Below are 17,405 nucleotides of genomic sequence, written 5' to 3' on the forward strand. Positions count from 1 at the left end.
CGCTCGGGTCCACCCTCCCCGCTGCCGCGGGGCAGGGAGGACAGACCTTCACTTCCCGGTGGCGAAATAGGCCTGGAGGCGGGAGCGGATGCGCTCGGCGAGCTGGGTCGCGGCGCGGTCCTCGGCGTCGCGTTCGGCGCGGATGTTGGCGAAGCGCTGCAGCCCGCTGAAATAGGTCGCGGTCGCGACCGCGTTGCCGGTCGCGACCGAATCGAGGGTCCCCGCCCGGGTCATCGTGTAGTCGGCGGTCAGCGTGACCGTGCGGGTCTCCGGGATGCCGGCCAGCGGGTCGACCACGGCGGACTGGCCGTATTGCGACAGCTTGACGTTGACCCGGTAGGCGATCGGCCCGGCCGCGTCGCCGCCGCGCAGCAGGAAGATCAGCTCGTTGCGCATCTTGCCGCCGACCCGGCCGTCGATCGGGCGGATATCGACGGTCTTGAGCGCCGCCGCGACGTCGACGCTCGCCGACTTGCCCGGAAGCACGGCCGCCGGGCCGTCGCCATAGACCGGCCGGAAGCAGCCCGCGAGCGCGAGCGCCAGGGCGCCGACGGCGACGAGCCGGCGGATGGAAGCTCCGTCAGGCGACCACATTCACGATTCTCCGCGGCACCACGATCACCTTACGTATCGGCTTGTCGCCGATCGCGCGAGCCACCGCCTCGAGCGCGCGGACCTGCGCCTCGATCGCGGCCGCGTCGGCGTCGACCGGCACCGTGATCTCGTCGCGCTTCTTGCCGTTGACCTGCACCGGATAGACGATGACGTCCGAGGCGAGCAGCGCCGGATCGGCCTCCGGCCAGGGCGTCTCCGCGACCAGCGTCTCGTGGCCGAGCGCGGCCCAGCACTCTTCCGCAAGATGCGGCGCGAAGGGCGCGACGATCAGCACCAGGATCTCGGCCGCCTCGCGCAGCGCGAAGGCCATGTCCTCGCCCACGGCCGCGTCGCCCTGCAGCGCCTGGCTCAGTGCGTTGGTGAGCTCGTTCGAGGCCGCGACGCAGACGTTGAAGTGGAATTTCTCGATCCCCTCCCCGACGCGCGCGAGCGCGCCATGGGCGGCGCGGCGGAGCGCGAGCGCGGGCTCAGAGAACTCAGCCGGCGCCGCGGCGCCCTTCAGCGCGCCCTTGGCCGCGGCCTCGTTGGCGAGCCGCCAGACGCGCTGCACGCGCCGGCTCGCGCCCTCGACCCCCGCCTCGCTCCACACCACGTCGCGCTCGGGCGGCGAGTCCGACAGCATGAACCAGCGCGCCGTGTCGGCGCCGTAGGTCTCGAGGATGTCGTTCGGGTCGATGACGTTCTTCTTCGACTTCGACATCTTCTCGATCGGGCCGATCTCGACCGGCTGGCCATCCGAGATCCGGACCGCGCCGCGCGCGCCGTCGGCCTCCGCGACCCTGACCTCGGCCGGGGCGACCCACTGGCCGTCGGCGTCGCGATAAGTCTCGTGCACGACCATCCCTTGCGTGAACAGGCCCGCGAAGGGTTCGTCCATGCCGACATGGCCCGTCGCCTTCATGGCGCGGGTGAAGAAGCGGGCGTAGAGCAGGTGCAGGATCGCGTGCTCGACGCCGCCGATATACTGGTCGACCGGCAGCCAGCGATTCGCGACCGCGGGCTCGGTCGGCGTCCCGGCCCTCGGAGCGGTGAAACGCGCGAAGTACCAGGACGAGTCCACGAACGTGTCCATCGTATCGGTCTCGCGATGCGCGGGACCGCCGCAGGTCGGGCACGGCACGTTCCGCCAGGAATCGTCGCGGTCGAGCGGGTTGCCGGGCCGGTCGAACGAGACGTCCTCCGGCAGCAGCACCGGCAGCTGGTCGTCCGGGACGGGCACGACTCCGCAGGCGTCGCAATGGATCACCGGGATCGGACAGCCCCAGTAGCGCTGGCGGGAGATCCCCCAGTCGCGCAGGCGCCAGTTGACCTTGCGGGCCGCGACCGGCGTCGCGTCCAGCGTCTCGGCCTCGAGCCGGCGCGCGACCTCCTCCTTCGCTTCGTCGACCGTCATGCCGTCGAGGAAGCGCGAGTTCACCAGCCGCCCGTCGCCGTCATAGGCGCCGTCGGCGATCAGCGCTTCGGGATCGGTCCCCTCGGGCGCGACCACGGGGACGATCGGCAGGCCGTATTTGGTCGCAAAGTCGAAGTCGCGCTGGTCGTGGGCGGGACAGGCGAAGATCGCCCCGGTCCCGTAGTCCATCAGGACGAAATTCGCGACATAGACCGGCAGCTCCCAGTCGGGATCGAACGGGTGCCGGACGCGCAGGCCGGTGTCGAAGCCCTTCTTCTCCGCGGTCTCGAGCGCCGCGGCGCTGGTGCCGGCGCGGTGGCACTCCTCGATGAAAGCCGCGAGCTCCGGCTCGCACTCCGCGCAGGCGGCCGAGACCGGATGGTCGGGCGACAGCGCCACGAAGCTCGCGCCGAACAGCGTGTCGGGCCGCGTGGTGTAGACCTCGATCTCGCGCGTCGGCGAGCCGCCATGGGCGGCGTCGCGCACGATCTCCCAGCGGATCGACAGGCCCTCAGACCGGCCGATCCAGTTCTTCTGCATCGTCCGGACTTTTTCGGGCCACCGCGGCAGCTCGTCCAATGCGGCCAGGAGGTCCTCCGAGAACGCGGTGATCTTCAGGAACCACTGGGTGAGCTCGCGCTGCTCGACCAGCGCTCCGGATCGCCAGCCGCGGCCGTCGATGACCTGCTCGTTGGCCAGCACCGTGTTGTCCACCGGGTCCCAATTGACCTTGGACTTGCGGCGATAGGCGAGCCCGGCCTTCAGGAAGTCGAGGAACAGGCGCTGCTGCTGGGCGTAATAGTCCGGGTCGCAGGTCGCGATCTCCCGCGACCAGTCGAGCGACAGGCCGATCGACTTCAGCTGGTCGCGCATCGCCGCGATGTTGTCGTAGGTCCAGACTTTGGGGTGGACCTTCTTCTCCATGGCGGCGTTCTCTGCCGGCAGGCCGAACGCGTCCCAGCCCATCGGGTGGAGCACCGAAAAACCCTTGGCGCGCTTGTAGCGCGCCACCACGTCGCCCATCGCGTAGTTGCGGACATGGCCCATATGGATGCGCCCCGACGGATAGGGGAACATCTCGAGGACGTAATAGCTCGGCCGGCCGTCGTCGGCCGCGGTCTCGAACAGCCGCTTGTCGTTCCATGCCGCCTGCCAGCGCGGCTCGGCCTCGCGCGTGTTGTAGCGCTCCGTCGTCATCGTTTACGCCAGTCGTCTTGAAAGGGCGGACGGCGCGACGGCCGTCCGCGAAAAGCGCGCGGACCTTGGCGTGAACGCGCTGGAGGGTCAACAGATCAGGAGCGGGCGCGACGCCAGGCGAAGAGGGCTGCGGCGCGGCGGACACGGCGGACAAAACTGGCGACGAAAAACGCAATCGCCTATCTCTGAGATTTGCAAAACCGTTGAGAGCCCCCTTGACCGCCGACGCCGCCGCACGCCTCGAATCCGTCCTCAACGCGATCCGCCGCGCCGAACGCCAGGCCGGCCGCCCGGAAGGCGGGGTCGAGCTCATCGCGGTGTCGAAGACCTTCGGGGCGCCCGACATCGAGCCGGTGCTGGCCGCCGGCCACCGGGCCTTCGGCGAGAACCGCGTGCAGGAGGCGCAAGGCAAATGGCCGGCGCTCCGGGCGCTTCATCCCGGCGTCGAGCTCCATCTCATCGGCCCGCTGCAGTCCAACAAGGCGGCCGACGCCGTCGCTCTGTTCGACGTGATCCACTCGGTCGACCGGCCGAAGATCGCCCGGGCGCTCGCGCAGGAAATGGAGACGCAGCGCCGGCGCCTGAAAGTCTTCCTTCAGGTCAATGTCGGCGAGGAGCCGCAAAAGGCGGGCGTCGCTCCGGGCGACGTCGATCGCTTCGTAATCGAGTGCCGGGACGAGCTCGGCCTCGACGTCCGGGGGCTGATGTGCATCCCGCCGATCGACGAGCCGCCCTCCCCCTATTTCGCGCTGCTCGAGAAGCTCGCGACGCGGAATGGGCTGACAGGCCTGTCGATGGGGATGAGCGCGGATTTCGCCGAAGCGATCGCGATGGGCGCGACCCATGTCAGAGTCGGCAGCGCGATCTTCGGAGAGCGGGAGAAGGCCTGAGCGCGCTCGGTGCGGAAGGGGAGTCGCATGGGGTCGGGAACGCCCCCCTTCCGCCCGAACGGATGCCGGTACGCAATACCAGATCCGGCTGAACTAACCGTCGCAAACGGCTTGCCAACCCTAATGGGGCCTCAAGACCGCTAGATATTGCGGCGCGCGACGAGGACGGGCCACATCTTGATGGCTTCAATAAGCACTATCGCAATCGGCGTCGCATTTTGCGAAACGGCTCGCAGGCTGCGAGACGGGCCGCGTCCCATTCAGGGAAACCTCAGGCCGGCTCGGCGCCGAGCGACCGGGCGCGGGCCGCGATGCGCCGCTTGAGCTCGACCCGTTCGCGGGTCGACACGCCAAGCAATTCGGCGGCGCGCCACACGACGTTGTCCTCAAGCTCATGCACCGAACCGTCGGCGAAGACGATCTCCCACATCATCTCGATCACCCCGGCGCGCGCTTCCGCGTCGAGTGAGCGTTTCAGCACGCTCGTGAAGGCGTAGAGGTCGACGGCGTCGGCCTCCCGGCGCTTGGCCGCGCCGATGAGCTCGGCCGTCCCGGCCTCGTCGAGATCGAAATGCGACTTCAGCACATCGTGGAGCGCGCTTTTCTCGGCGGGATCCACGACGCCGTCCACGCCCGCGAGGTTGACCAGCAGCGCCGCCGCGGCGACCCGGTAGTCGTCGACCGCGAAATGGTCGTGCTCGTCGGAGCCGGCGAGGTCGGTCAGGAAGCGGCGTAGCGTGTCGAGCATGGCAAATTCCAGCGACGGCTGAAGCCGCCATTGAAGCTGCTAACGCGACCGGCGGCGCGTTCGTTGCAGCGGCCTGCCGACGGCGAAGACGCGATGGGGACTGGTGCCGCAAGAGGGACTCGAACCCCCGACCCCGTCATTACGAATGACGTGCTCTACCAGCTGAGCTATTGCGGCGCAGGACGACGCACGCTGTAGCGAAACCGCCGGCGCCGCGCAAGATCGGGCGCGCCCCGAGCGCGCTCAGGCCTTGTTCTGCTTCGCGCGGAACGGGTCGGCGGGATACACGCCAAGGATCGCGAGCTCCTCGCAGAAGAATTTGAGCTCCTCGAGCGCGCGGCCGAGCGCCGGCTCCTGCGGATGTCCCTCCACGTCGGCGTAGAACTGGGTGGCGGTGAACGCGCCGTCGAGCTGGTAGCTCTCGAGCTTCGTCATGTTGATCCCGTTGGTCGCGAAGCCGCCGAGCGCCTTGTAGAGGGCGGCCGGGATGTTGCGGACGCGGAACACGAAGCTCGTGACCGTCGGCCCCGCGCCGGACTTCGCCCAGGCGCCGTCGCGCGACAGCACGACGAAGCGCGTCGTGTTGTTGGCCGCGTCCTCGACGTCCTCGGCCAGCACGTCGAGCCCGTAGATGTCGGCCGCGAGCCGCGACGCAAGCGCGGCGCGCGTCGGGTCGCCGGCCGCCGCGACCTCGCGCGCCGAGCCAGCGGTGTCCTCGCCGATCACGGCGCGCAAGGACAGCTCGCGGATCTTGGCGCGGCACTGCCCGAGCGCCTGGACGTGGCTCTGCACCGTCTTGATGGTCTGCAACGTCGCGCCTTTGGGCGCGAGCAGCTGGTGATGGATCGGCATGAAGACTTCGCCGACGATGTGGAGGCGGGCGAGCGGCATCAGATGATGGACGTCCGCGACCCGGCCGTTGGCCGAGTTCTCGATCGGGATCATGGCGAGCTCGGCGTGCTCGTCGCGGCGCACCCGCTGGCCGGGCGCGATGGCGTGGCCCGCGACCGCCGCGAAGGCGTCCTCGAAGGTCGCGCAGGGCAGCGCCGTCATCTTCGGAAAGGCGAGGTCGCAGGCCATGTGCGAATTCGCGCCGGGCTCGCCCTGATAGGCGATCCGGCCGCTGGCCGAAGCCGGGCTCACGATGCGCGGCCGCCGCGCGTCAGGAGGGCGCGGGCGCGCTCCAGGTCGTCGGGCGTGTCGACGCCGAGCGGCGTGACGTCGACCGCGACGGCGTCGATCCGCATGCCGGCCTCGAGCGCGCGCAACTGCTCGAGCTTCTCGCGGAGTTCGAGCGGCGAGGGCGGCAGCGAGACGAAGCGTTCGAGCGCATCCCGGCGGTAGGCGTAGAGGCCGATGTGGTGATAGAGCGGCCCCGGCCCGGTCGGGGCGGTGGCGCGCGTGAAGCAGAGGCAGCGGAAGCGTCCGGGGGCGATCTCGCTCCCGATCATCTTGACGACGCTCGGCGCGGTCTTCTCCTCCTCGCGCGTGATCTCGGCCACCAGGGTGGCGATGCCGACCTCCGGCTCGTCGAGCGGCTTCAGACTCGCGCGGATCGCCGCCGGGTCGATCGTCGGCAGGTCGCCCTGCACGTTCAGCACGACGTTGAAGTCGCGATCGGGATCGATCGCCGCCAGCGCCTCGCGGATGCGGTCCGAGCCCGAGGGGTGGTCGGCCCGCGTCATCACGGCCTGGCCGCCGGCCGCGGTCACGGCCTCCACGACCCTCTCCGAATCGGTCGCCACCACCACCGGCCCGACGCCCGCCTCCGAGGCGCGCCGCCAGACATGGACGATCATCGGCTCGCCGTGAATGTCGGCGAGCGGCTTGTCCGGCAGGCGGGTCGCGCCGAGCCGCGCCGGCACGAGGACCAACGGTCGCAGAGGCGCGCGGATTGTAGGCATCCCAACTCCAGAAAGCGCCGGATTTCCTAAGCCTTTCACACGCTTGGGAAAGTGACGGCTCAGCATAAGGTAGCAATGCGCAAGCGTGATAGCTGAGTTGCGGGCGTCGCGCAAAAGCGGGTAGCGTGCCGCCGCCTCAAGGCGGGCCGCTTCGCGGGTCGCCGACCTATGACGCCATCGGGAGACGGACCTCGCGTCGTCACGGGACGCCTCGGCCTTTTCCCGTCGGGTAGCCGGAGCGGAAATGGACACGTTTCAACTGAACAAGATCGCGGGCGCCGTTCTCGGCACGCTGACCGTCCTGCTCGGCGTCAATGTCCTCGTCGAAGAGATATTCCACCAGAAGAAGCCCGAAAAGCCCGGCTACGACATCGCGGTCAAGGAGTCGGAGGGCAAGGCCGCGGGCGGCGGAGGAGCGGCCCCGGGCGCCCTCGCTCTGCTCGCGAGCGCCGATCCCGCGAAGGGCGAGTCGGTCGCCAAGCGCTGCGCGGCCTGCCACGGCTTCGACAAGGGCGGCCCGGCCAAGGCCGGCCCGAACCTCTACGGCATCGTCGGCCTGAAGCACGCGCATATGGAGGGCTTCGGCTACTCCGAGGCGATGAAGAAGACCGCCGACAAGGTCTGGGACTTCGAGAACCTCGACAAGTGGCTCGAGAACCCGAAGGGCTACATCAACGGCACCTCGATGTCCTTCGCGGGGATCAAGAACCCCGAAGAGCGAGCGAACCTGCTCGCCTATCTCAACAAGAACTCCGACAGCCCGAAGGAACTGCCCAAGGCGCCGGCGGGCGGCGAGGCGGCCGGCGGCGCGCCGGCGGCTGGCGGAGCGGGCGGCGGCTTCGCGGCCAAAGTGGCGGCGGCCGACCCGTCGAAAGGCGAGTCGATCGCCAAGCGCTGCGCCGCCTGCCACGGCTTCGACAAGGGCGGCCCGGCCAAGGCCGGCCCGAACCTCTACGGCATCGTCGGCCTGAAGCACGCCCACCAGGAAGGCTTCGGCTACTCCGAGGCGATGAAGAAGACATCCGACAAGGTCTGGGACGTCGACAACCTGAACAAGTGGCTCGAGAACCCGAAGGGCTACATCAACGGCACCTCGATGTCGTTCGCGGGCATCAAGAGCGAGGACGACCGCGCCGCGCTGATCGCCTATCTCAACAAGAACTCCGACAAGCCGGCCGATCTCGGCGGCGGCGCGGCCGCTCCCGCGGCTGGCGGCGAGAAGAAGGAAGGCGCGGCCCCCGCTCCGGCTCCGGCCGAGAAGAAGGCCGAGGCCTCGCCGGCCGGCCAGCAGGCGCCGAAGCCCATGAACGAGCAGAGCGGCGGCGGCGCCGAGGCCGACAAGCCGGCCGCCGCGGCGCCGACGCCCAAGCCTGCGGAGCCGGCCAAGCCCACCGACCAGGCGGCGGCTCCGGCCGCATCCCCGGCCCCTGCGGCCGGCGGCGGCGACGTCGCGAAGCTGCTCGCCTCAGCGGACGTCGACGCGGGCCAGAAGGCCACCGAGGCGCAGTGCGGCGTCTGCCACAGCCTGAACAAGGGCGGCGAGACGATCGCCGGCCCGAACCTCTACGGCATCGTCGGCACGAAGCACGGCCACGTCGCGGACTTCGAATATTCCGACGAGTTCAAGAAGCACGAGCAGGGCCCGTGGGACTTCGCGCTGCTCGACAAATGGCTCGAGGACCCGGCCAAGGTCGTGCCCGGCACGATGATGGCGTTCCCGGGCGTCAAGGACGCCCAGGAGCGCGCCAACATCATCGCGTTCCTGAACAAGAATTCGGACAGCCCGGCGCCGATCCCCGGCAAGTAACCGGACGTCAGCCTCGGAAAACGCGAAGGCCGGGCGGCGACGCCCGGCCTTTTTCCGTTCCGGGCCGGCCGTCTCACGATCGCGTCACGTCGGCGCGCCGGGCGGCGCCACGCTGGCTTGGCTCCACTTTCGCGACATAATGCGGGGCCAGACGGTCCGTGAGCTCTCAAACGTCCGAGGATGACCCGCCGCCGATGACGCTCCGCCTCGCCGCCGCGCTCGCCGCTCTGCTCGCGATCTCGCCCGCCGCCGCCCAGGCGCCGGCGCCGCCGTCGGAGCCCCAATGGCGGCATGGCCTGTCGCTGTTCGGCGACGTCAAATATCCGGCCGGCTTCAAGCATTTCGACTATGTCAATCCGGACGCGCCGAAAGGCGGGACGGTGAGGCTCGGCGCCTTCGGCACCTTCGACAGCTTCAACGCCTTCATCCCGAAGGGGAACCCCGCCGCCGGCACGAACCTGCTCTACGACACGCTGATGACCGAGGCGCTGGATGAACCGGCGACCGAGTACGGGCTGATCGCCGAGAGCGTGCGTTACCCCGCCGACTATTCCTCGGTCACCTACCGCCTGCGCCCCGAGGCGAAATGGCAGGACGGCAAGCCCGTCACGGTCGAGGACGTGATCTGGTCCTTCGAGACGCTGAAGCGCATCAATCCGCTGATGTCGCGTTACTACCACGACGTTGCGAAGGCGGAGCAGACCGGCGAGGGCGAGGTCACGTTCACCTTCGCCGGCCCCGGCAACCGCGAGCTGCCGCAGATCACCGGCCAGATCCAGATCCTGCCGAAGCACTGGTGGGAGGGGACGGACCCGCAGGGCCGCAAGCGCAACATCGAGGAAGGCGCGCTCGAAAAGCCGCTCGGCTCGGGACCCTACCGGGTCAAGGATTTCGCGCCGGGCCGCTGGGTCTCCTATGAGCGCGTCCCGGACTATTGGGGCGCGAAGCTCCCCGTGCGGATCGGGACCTACAATTTCGACGAGATGCGCTTCGACTATTTCCGCGACATGACCGTGCTGGTCGAGGCCTTCAAGGGCGACCAGTTCGACTATCGCGAGGAGAACAGCGCCAAGAACTGGGCGACCGCCTACCAGTTCCCGGCCGTGGCCGAGAAGCGTGTTATCCTCGAGAAGTTCAAGGACAGCCAGTCCGGCCGGATGCAGGGCTACGCCTTCAATCTGCGCCGCGACAAGTTCAAGGACCCGCGGGTCCGGCGCGCCTTCAACCTCGCCTTCGACTTCGAGGAGATCAACAAGACCATCATGTTCGGGCAGTATGTCCGGATCGACAGCTACTTCTTCGGCACCGAGCTTGCGTCCAAGGGGCTGCCGGAAGGCCGCGAGAAGGAGATCCTCGAAAGCGTCAAGGACAAGGTCCCGCCCGAGGTCTTCACCACCGAGTACAGGAACCCGGTGGGCGGCTCGCCCGAGGCGGCGCGCAAGAACCTGCGAGAGGCCGTCGACCTGTTGAAGCAGGCGGGCTGGACAGTGAGCCGCGAGGGCGGCAAGCCCGCGCTCCGCAACGCCCAGGGCGAGGCGTTCAAGGTCGAGTTCATCTATCAGGATCCGAGCGGGGAGCGGCTCCTGTCCTTCTACAAGCCGGCGCTCGAGCGGCTCGGCGTCGAGGTGACCATGCGGCTGCTGGACGACAGCCAGTATGTGAACCGCATCCGCTCCTTCGACTTCGACATGGTGACGGTCGGCTGGGGCCAGTCGCTGTCGCCCGGCAACGAGCAGCGCGACCAGTGGGGAAGCCAGGCCGCGGACGTGCCCGGCTCGCAGAACTTCGTGGGCATCAAGGACGCCGGCGTCGATGCGCTGATCGAGAAGATCATCTACGCGCGCGATCGCGAGGAGCTGACCGCCGCGACCCGCGCGCTGGACCGCGTCCTGCTCGCCCACAACTATGTCGTCCCGCAGTTCACCAGCGTCGAGGACCGCACCGCGCGCTGGGACCGCTTCTCGCGGCCCGCCAACCTGCCGCCGCGCGGCTCGCTGTTCCCGACGGTGTGGTGGTGGGACGCCGAGAAGGCCAAGGCCGCCGGAGGGCGGAGTTGAGCGACAGGACGAGCGCGACGCATCCTCCCTGCCCCGCGGCAGCGGGGAGGGTGGCCGAGCCGAAGGCGAGGTCGGGAGGGGACTTGGGTCGTGAAGCTCGATCCGGCCCGATCCCCACCCGGCCGGGCTTCGCCCGTCCACCCTCCCCTTTGCAAGGGGAGGGACCGTCGCGGGTCTCCCGCCGCGAGGCCCTTCTCTACATCGGCGCGGCCGCGGCCCTTCCCGCGCTTGCGCCGCGCGCCGCCCGCGCGCAAGCGGAAGGCGCAGCGGCGGCCCCGGAAGCCTCCGGCGACCCGAGGGCCTTCGGGCCGGAGCGCCATGGCCTGTCGGCCTTCGGCGAGCTCAAATACCCGGCAGATTTCAAGCATTTCGACTATGTCCGGCCGGACGCGCCCAAGGCCGGCTCCTTCAGCCAGATCGCGCCCACCACCTCGCTCAACCAGAGCCTGACCACCTTCAACACGCTGAACGCCTACATCCTGAAGGGTGACGGCGCTCAAGGCATGGGGCTGACCTTCGACACGCTGATGGCCCGCGCGCAGGACGAGCCGGACGCGCTCTACGGGCTCGTGGCGAAGTCGGTCGCGGTCTCGGGCGACGGCCTCGCCTACCGCTTCCGTCTGCGGCCCGAGGCGCGCTTCCACGACGGCTCGAAGCTCACGGCCGACGACGTGAAGTGGTCGCTCGAGACCCTGAAGGCCAAGGGCCATCCGCTGGTCTCGCAGGCCATCCGCGACCTCGAGGCGGTCGAGGTCGAGGCGCCGGACGTCTGCATCCTGCGGCTGTCGCCGAAGCGCACTCGCGACCTGCCGCTGACGCTGGCCGCGCTGCCGATCTTCTCGAAAGCCTATTACTCGAAGAAGTCGTTCGACGACGCCACGCTCGAGGCGCCGCTCGGTTCCGGTCCCTACAGGGTCGGGCGGCTCGCACAGGGGCGCCTTATCGAGTTCGACCGGGTCGCGGACTACTGGGCCGCGGCCCTGCCCGTGAATGTCGGGCAGAACAATTTCGAACGCGTGCGCTTCGAGTTCTTCCGCGACCGGGACGTCGGCTTCGAAGCCTTCAAGGCCCGCGCCTATCTGTTTCGCGAGGAGTTCACCTCGCGGACCTGGGCGACCGGCTACGACTTCCCCGGCGTGCGCGAAGGCAGGGTGACGCGCGAGACGCTGCCGGACCTCACGCCCTCCGGCGGCCAGGGCTGGTTCTTCAACCTGCGCCGCAAGAAGTTCCAGGACGTGCGGGTCAGGAAGGCGCTCAACCTCGCCTTCGACTTCGAGTGGATGAACCGCAACCTGATGTTCGACGCCTACAAGCGCACGTCTTCCGTGTTCCAGGGCGCGCCTGAGATGATGGCGACGGGCGCGCCGCAAGGCGCCGAGCTCGCGCTGCTGGAGCCGTTCCGCGGCAAGGTCGCCGACGAGGTGTTCGGCGAGCCCTCCGTGCCGCCTGTGACAGACGGCTCGGGTCAGGACCGCAAGCTGCTGCGCGAGGCGATCGGCCTGCTGAGGGACGCCGGCTATACGGTCAAGGATGGCCGCGCCGTCAACTCCGACGGCGAGGCGCTGACGATAGAGTTCCTGGAGTTCGACAACGGGCTCAACAAGCACGTCTCCAAATTCATCAGCACATTGAAGGTTCTTGGCGTGGAGGCGACGATCCGCCTGGTGGACCCTGCGCAATACCAGCAGCGCACCAACAATTTCGACTTCGACGTCGTGAGCCAGCGGCTGTCGATGTCCGACACGCCGGGCGAGGGCCTGCGGCAGGTCTATTCGTCCGAATCCGCCACGATCCCGGGCTCGCAGAACATTTCGGGGATCGCCGACCCCGCGGTCGACGCGCTGATCGAGAAGATCGTCGCCGCCAAGTCCCGCGACGAGCTCAACCTCGCCTGCCGCGCCCTCGACCGCGTGCTCCGCTCGATCCGCAGTTGGGTCCCGGCCTGGCACAAGGGCAGCCACACGCTCGCCTACTGGGACGCCTTCGGCCATCCGGCGGAAAAGCCCCGCTTCGCCCGCGGAGCGCCGGAAGTCTGGTGGTGGGATGAGGACAAGGCCGCGAAGTCCGGGGTGAAGGCGTGAGGACGGACGCCGCGTTCGCCGATCCTCTCTCCCTTGAGGGGAGGGTAAGGGTGGGGGTGACGGCGGCGCGCTTTCAGGATAGGCGGCCTCTCGGCGAATTCTTCAACGGCGCCGCCCGCACCCCCCCCCCCCCCCCCCCCCCCCCCCCCCCCGCCCCCCCCCCCCCCCCCCCCCCCCCCCCCCCCCCCCCCCCCCCCCCCCCCCCCCCCCCCCCCCCCCCCCCCCCCCCCCCCCCCCCCCCCCCCCCCCCCCCCCCCCCCCCCCCCCCCCCCCCCCCCCCCCCCCCCCCCCCCCCCCCCCCCCCCCCCCCCCCCCCCCCCCCCCCCCCCCCCCCCCCCCCCCCCCCCCCCCCCCCCCCCCCCCCCCCCCCCCCCCCCCCCCCCCCCCCCCCCCCCCCCCCCCCCCCCCCCCCCCCCCCCCCCCCCCCCCCCCCCCCCCCCCCCCCCCCCCCCCCCCCCCCCCCCCCCCCCCCCCCCCCCCCCCCCCCCCCCCCCCCCCCCCCCCCCCCCCCCCCCCCCCCCCCCCCCCCCCGAGGGGGGGGGAGGGGAGTAGTGCTCGCCTACATCTCCCGCCGCATCCTGCTGATGATCCCGACGCTGCTCGGGATCATGCTGGTGTCGTTCGTCATCATCCAGTTCGCGCCCGGCGGGCCGGTGGAGCGCGTCATCGCGCAGGTGACGGGCCAGGGGACCGGCGCGACCGACCGGATCTCGGGCGGGTCGGGCAGCGATTTGTCGCGCGCGGTCGACGCCCAGCGCGGCGCATCGAACGACCCGATCACGTCCAAGTATCGCGGGGCGCAGGGGCTCGACCCGGAATTCATCAAGCAGCTCGAGAAGCAGTTCGGCTTCGACAAGCCGGCGCATGAGCGTTTCGCCAAGATGATCTGGGACTACGCCCGCTTCGACTTCGGGCGCTCCTATTTCCGCGACATCGACGTGGTCGACCTCATCGTCGAGAAGATGCCGGTGTCGATCTCTCTCGGGCTCTGGATGACGCTGATCTCCTACATGATCAGCGTGCCGCTCGGCATCGCCAAGGCGGTCGGGGACGGCTCGCGCTTCGATGTCTGGACGTCGTCGGTCATCGTGATCGGCTACGCGATCCCGGGCTTCCTGTTCGCGATCCTGCTGATCGTGCTGTTCGCCGGGGGCACCTTCCTCGACTGGTTCCCGCTGCGCGGCCTCACCTCCGACAACTGGGATCAGCTGTCGCTCTGGGGCAAGATCGTCGACTACGCCTGGCACATGACGCTGCCGCTGCTGGCGCTCGCGATCTCGGCCTTCGCCACCACCACCCTGCTGACCAAGAACTCATTCCTGGACGAGATCCGGAAACAGTATGTCCAGACCGCGCGGATGAAGGGCCTGACCGAGACTCAGGTGCTCTACGGCCACGTCTTCCGCAACGCGATGCTGATCATGATCGCGGGATTTCCCGGCGCCTTCATCGGCGCGTTCTTCACCGGCGCGTTGCTGATCGAGCAAATCTTCTCGCTCGACGGGCTCGGGCTGCTCGGCTTCGAGTCGATCCTCAACCGCGACTACGCGGTCGTGTTCGCCAACCTCTACATCTTCTCGCTGCTCGGACTCGTGGTCACGCTAGTCTCCGACCTCTCCTACATGTGGGTCGACCCCCGCATCGACTTCGAGACGCGGGAGGTCTGACGGGTGACTCTCGGTCCGATCGAACTGCGTGCTTCGAAACGGCCCTTCGGGCCTCCTCAGCATGAGGATCGTTTGAGCCTGCCATCCTCCACCGACCTCATGCTGAGGAGGCTTGCGTCAGCAAGCCGTCTCGAAGCACGTAGGCGGCTTCCGCCAGGCGGACGCGGATGAGCGACGCCTTCGCCAGCCCGCCGCCCGAAGGCCATGCGCCGGCCGCCGCGCCGCCAGCGACGCCGGCGGTCCCTGGCCCACGCGGAAGACTGTCGCCGATCAACCGGAGGCGGCTCTCGAATTTCCGCGCGAACCAGCGCGGCTGGTGGTCGTTCTGGCTGTTCCTCGCGATCTTCGTGGTCAGCCTGTTCGCGGAGTTCATCGCGAACGACAAGCCGTTCCTCGTGAAATATGACGGCGCCTTCTATGTCCCCGCGCTGCAGACCTATTCGGAGACGACCTTCGGGGGCGACTTCGAGACCGAGGCCGACTACCGCGACCCCTATCTGCAGGACCTGATCCGGAAGTCGGGCGGCTACATGGTCTGGCCGCCGGTGCGCTACTCCTACGACACGATCAACCTGAACCTGCCGACCCCGGCCCCCTCCCCGCCGACCTGGCTGCTCACCGACGAGCAATGCGCCAAGGCCGCGGCCGACCGCACCCCCGGGGGCGACGCCGCGCGCGCCGACGCCGGCGCGCCACGGGCGAAAAGCTGCTCCGACATCGAATGGAACTGGCTCGGCACCGACGACCAGGGCCGCGACGTCTTCGCGCGGCTGCTCTACGGCTTCCGGCTGTCGGTGCTGTTCGGCCTCGTGCTCGCCATCCTGTCCTCGGCCATCGGCGTCGCGGCCGGCGCGGTGCAGGGTTATTTCGGCGGCTGGACCGACCTTCTGTTCCAGCGCTTCATCGAGATCTGGACCTCGATCCCGACGCTTTACCTCCTCATCATCCTGTCCTCGGTGCTCGCTCCCAATTTCTGGGTGCTGCTCGGCATCCTGCTGCTGTTCTCCTGGGTGGCGCTGGTCGGCGTGGTGCGGGCCGAGTTCCTGCGGGGCCGGAACTTCGAATATGTCCGCGCGGCCCGCGCGCTCGGCGTCTCGAACGGCGCGATCATGTTCCGGCACCTGCTGCCCAACGCCATGGTGGCGACCCTGACCTTCATGCCCTTCATCCTGTCGGGCTCGATCACGACGCTCACCGCGCTCGACTTCCTCGGCTTCGGCCTGCCGCCCGGCTCGCCCTCGCTCGGTGAACTGCTGGCGCAGGGCAAGTCGAACCTCCAGGCGCCGTGGCTCGGCGTCTCGGGCTTCCTGGTGATCGCCGTCATGCTGTCGCTGCTGATCTTCGTCGGCGAGGCGGTGCGCGACGCCTTCGACCCGCGGAAGACGTTCCGGTGAGCGCCCCTCTCCTCTCCGTCCGCGACCTCTCCGTCGCCTTCCAGGTCGAGGGCGGAAAGTCGCTCGCGGTCGACCGGGTCTCGTTCGAGCTCGCCAAGGGCGAGACGCTCGCGCTCGTCGGCGAGAGCGGGTCGGGCAAGTCGGTTAGCGCGCTCTCGATCGTGCGGCTGCTGCCCTACCCGGCCGCCAGCCACCCGTCAGGCGAAATCCTGTTCGACGGGCGCGATCTGCTGAAGGCGCCCGAGAGCGAGCTTCGCAAGGTCCGGGGCGCCGACATCTCCATGGTCTTCCAGGAGCCCATGACGTCGCTCAACCCGCTCCACACGATCGAGCGGCAGATCGGCGAGATCCTGAAGGTCCATCGCGGCTGGTCGAACGCGAAATGCCGGGCCCGGACGCTCGAGCTGCTGGCCCAGGTCGGCATTCCGGAACCCGAAAGCCGCCTCGACTCCTTCCCGCACCAGCTCTCCGGCGGCCAGCGCCAGCGCGTGATGATCGCGATGGCGCTCGCGAACGAGCCGGACCTGCTGATCGCCGACGAGCCGACGACCGCGCTCGACGTCACGGTCGAGGCGCAGATCCTCGCCCTGCTGAAGGAGCTGCAGGCGCGGCTCGGCATGGCGATGCTGTTCATCACCCACGACCTCGGCGTGGTGCGCAAGATCTCCGACCGGGTCTGCGTGATGACGCAAGGCAAGATCGTGGAGCAGGGCGAGACGGCGCGCGTGTTCTCCGCGCCCGAGCACGCCTACACCAAGAAACTTCTGGCCGCCGAGCCCAAGGGCGCGCCGCCTCCGGCGGACGCGAGCGCGAAGCCGCTGGTCGAGGTCGACGATCTCAAGGTCTGGTTCCCGATCAAGCGCGGCTTCCTGCGCCGCACGGTGGGTCACGTGAAGGCGGTCGACGGCGTCAGCGTCGTGGTGCGAGAAGGCCAGACCGTCGGCGTGGTGGGCGAATCCGGTTCCGGCAAGACCACGCTCGGCCTCGCGATCCTCAGGCTGATCTCGAGCGAGGGCCGCGTCGCCTATCTCGGGCAGGACCTTGCCGGCCTCGGTTTCTCGGCCATGCGGCCGTTCCGCAAGGACATGCAGATCGTCTTCCAGGACCCCTACGGATCGCTCAGCCCACGCATGTCGGTGCTCGACATCGTGGCCGAGGGGCTCGGCGTGCAAGGCCGGAAGCCGAAACCGGCGGAAAAGCGCGAGATCGTCGCCCGGGCGCTCGCCGATGTCGGGCTCGACCCCGCCGCCATGGACCGCTACCCGCACGAATTCTCCGGTGGTCAGCGCCAGCGCATCGCGATCGCGAGGGCGCTCGCGCTCGACCCGGCCTTCATCGTGCTCGACGAGCCGACCAGCGCCCTCGACAAGTCCGTGCAGGCCCAGATCGTCGACCTGCTGCGCGACGTCCAGGCGCGGCGCAAGCTGTCCTTCCTGTTCATCAGCCACGATCTGAGGGTGGTGCGCGCGCTCGCCAACGAGGTCGTGGTGATGCGCCACGGCAAGGTGGTGGAGGCAGGTCCGGCGGCCGAGTTGATGACGGCGCCGAAGACCGACTACACCCGCGCGCTGCTCGCCGCGGCTTTCGATCTCGAGGCGCGGGCGGTCCAGGCGGTGGCGCAGTGAAGCACGACGATCGCGGCCTGCTCCCGG

At 69.5% G+C, this 17,405-nt stretch carries 12 protein-coding genes and 1 tRNA gene; 7 read left to right on the top strand and 6 right to left on the bottom strand.

All coding sequences use genetic code 11. The features are described 5' to 3' along the window. Window positions 1–48: 48 nt before the first annotated feature. Both lptE and leuS read right to left on the bottom strand, forming a co-directional pair. A complete protein-coding gene (gene lptE, locus EK403_RS19405; protein ID WP_128779115.1) occupies window positions 49–594 on the bottom strand; it encodes an LPS assembly lipoprotein LptE in 546 nt (181 codons plus the stop codon). Beyond that, complete coding sequence (leuS, locus tag EK403_RS19410) at window positions 581–3,205, bottom strand: leucine--tRNA ligase (protein ID WP_128779116.1); 2,625 nt, start codon at window positions 3,203–3,205, stop codon at window positions 581–583. Before leuS ends, lptE begins: the two co-directional genes overlap by 14 nt. A 215-nt stretch (window positions 3,206–3,420) precedes the next feature. Between leuS and EK403_RS19415 the strand changes: the two genes are divergently transcribed. Then, window positions 3,421–4,095 (top strand): YggS family pyridoxal phosphate-dependent enzyme, encoded by a 675-nt coding sequence (locus EK403_RS19415; protein WP_128779117.1) that lies wholly within the window; start codon window positions 3,421–3,423, stop codon window positions 4,093–4,095. Window positions 4,096–4,366: 271 nt separating this feature from the next. Here EK403_RS19415 and EK403_RS19420 read toward each other — a convergent pair whose 3' ends face one another. From EK403_RS19420 to EK403_RS19435, 4 genes are all read right to left on the bottom strand, one after another. Continuing rightward, entirely contained in the window at window positions 4,367–4,843 is a 477-nt protein-coding gene (locus EK403_RS19420; protein ID WP_128779118.1) for a tellurite resistance TerB family protein, read from the bottom strand. A 101-nt stretch (window positions 4,844–4,944) separates the two neighbouring features. Beyond that, a tRNA-Thr gene (locus tag EK403_RS19425) sits at window positions 4,945–5,020 on the bottom strand. Window positions 5,021–5,086: 66 nt separating this feature from the next. After that, window positions 5,087–5,986, bottom strand: coding sequence for a prephenate dehydratase (locus EK403_RS19430; RefSeq protein WP_280986768.1), 900 nt, complete (start codon window positions 5,984–5,986; stop codon window positions 5,087–5,089). Further along, on the bottom strand, window positions 5,983–6,747 hold the full coding sequence (locus tag EK403_RS19435) for a 3-deoxy-manno-octulosonate cytidylyltransferase (RefSeq protein WP_128779119.1): 765 nt from the start codon (window positions 6,745–6,747) through the stop codon (window positions 5,983–5,985). The genes EK403_RS19430 and EK403_RS19435 overlap by 4 nt, the downstream gene beginning before the upstream one ends. Window positions 6,748–6,991: 244 nt before the next feature. On the opposite strand from EK403_RS19435, the gene EK403_RS19440 reads away from it, so the two are divergent. The 6 genes from EK403_RS19440 (at window position 6,992) to EK403_RS19475 (ending at window position 17,378) form a co-directional block, all read left to right on the top strand. Beyond that, on the top strand, window positions 6,992–8,554 hold the full coding sequence (locus tag EK403_RS19440) for a c-type cytochrome (RefSeq protein WP_128779120.1): 1,563 nt from the start codon (window positions 6,992–6,994) through the stop codon (window positions 8,552–8,554). A 194-nt stretch (window positions 8,555–8,748) separates the two neighbouring features. Then, window positions 8,749–10,611 carry an extracellular solute-binding protein gene (locus EK403_RS19445; RefSeq protein ID WP_128779121.1) on the top strand — a complete coding sequence of 621 codons (1,863 nt, stop codon included), beginning with the start codon at window positions 8,749–8,751 and terminating at the stop codon, window positions 10,609–10,611. A 149-nt stretch (window positions 10,612–10,760) separates the two neighbouring features. Then, window positions 10,761–12,692, top strand: a complete 1,932-nt coding sequence (locus EK403_RS19450) for an extracellular solute-binding protein (protein ID WP_128779152.1) — start codon at window positions 10,761–10,763, stop codon at window positions 12,690–12,692. A gap of 551 nt (window positions 12,693–13,243) precedes the next feature. Further along, window positions 13,244–14,359 carry a microcin C ABC transporter permease YejB gene (locus EK403_RS19465; RefSeq protein WP_128779122.1) on the top strand — a complete coding sequence of 372 codons (1,116 nt, stop codon included), beginning with the start codon at window positions 13,244–13,246 and terminating at the stop codon, window positions 14,357–14,359. 167 nt (window positions 14,360–14,526) lie between these two features. Further along, entirely contained in the window at window positions 14,527–15,753 is a 1,227-nt protein-coding gene (locus tag EK403_RS19470; protein ID WP_128779123.1) for an ABC transporter permease, read from the top strand. Continuing rightward, window positions 15,750–17,378, top strand: coding sequence for an ABC transporter ATP-binding protein (locus EK403_RS19475; protein WP_128779124.1), 1,629 nt, complete (start codon window positions 15,750–15,752; stop codon window positions 17,376–17,378). The genes EK403_RS19470 and EK403_RS19475 overlap by 4 nt, the downstream gene beginning before the upstream one ends. Window positions 17,379–17,405 lie beyond the last annotated feature (27 nt).

The organism is Hansschlegelia zhihuaiae (genome assembly GCF_004103825.1).
GTDB classification, from domain to species: Bacteria; Pseudomonadota; Alphaproteobacteria; order Rhizobiales; family Methylopilaceae; genus Methylopila; species Methylopila zhihuaiae.

Bases quoted from the DNA above. Each gene is read 5' to 3' on its own strand.
- EK403_RS19435 (WP_128779119.1), bottom strand. From the start codon at position 6,747: ATGCCTACAATCCGCGCGCCTCTGCGACCGTTGGTCCTCGTGCCGGCG.
- lptE (WP_128779115.1), bottom strand. From the start codon at position 594: ATGTGGTCGCCTGACGGAGCTTCCATCCGCCGGCTCGTCGCCGTCGGC.
- EK403_RS19470 (WP_128779123.1), top strand. From the start codon at position 14,527: ATGAGCGACGCCTTCGCCAGCCCGCCGCCCGAAGGCCATGCGCCGGCC.
- EK403_RS19440 (WP_128779120.1), top strand. From the start codon at position 6,992: ATGGACACGTTTCAACTGAACAAGATCGCGGGCGCCGTTCTCGGCACG.
- EK403_RS19420 (WP_128779118.1), bottom strand. From the start codon at position 4,843: ATGCTCGACACGCTACGCCGCTTCCTGACCGACCTCGCCGGCTCCGAC.
- leuS (WP_128779116.1), bottom strand. From the start codon at position 3,205: ATGACGACGGAGCGCTACAACACGCGCGAGGCCGAGCCGCGCTGGCAG.
- EK403_RS19445 (WP_128779121.1), top strand. From the start codon at position 8,749: ATGACGCTCCGCCTCGCCGCCGCGCTCGCCGCTCTGCTCGCGATCTCG.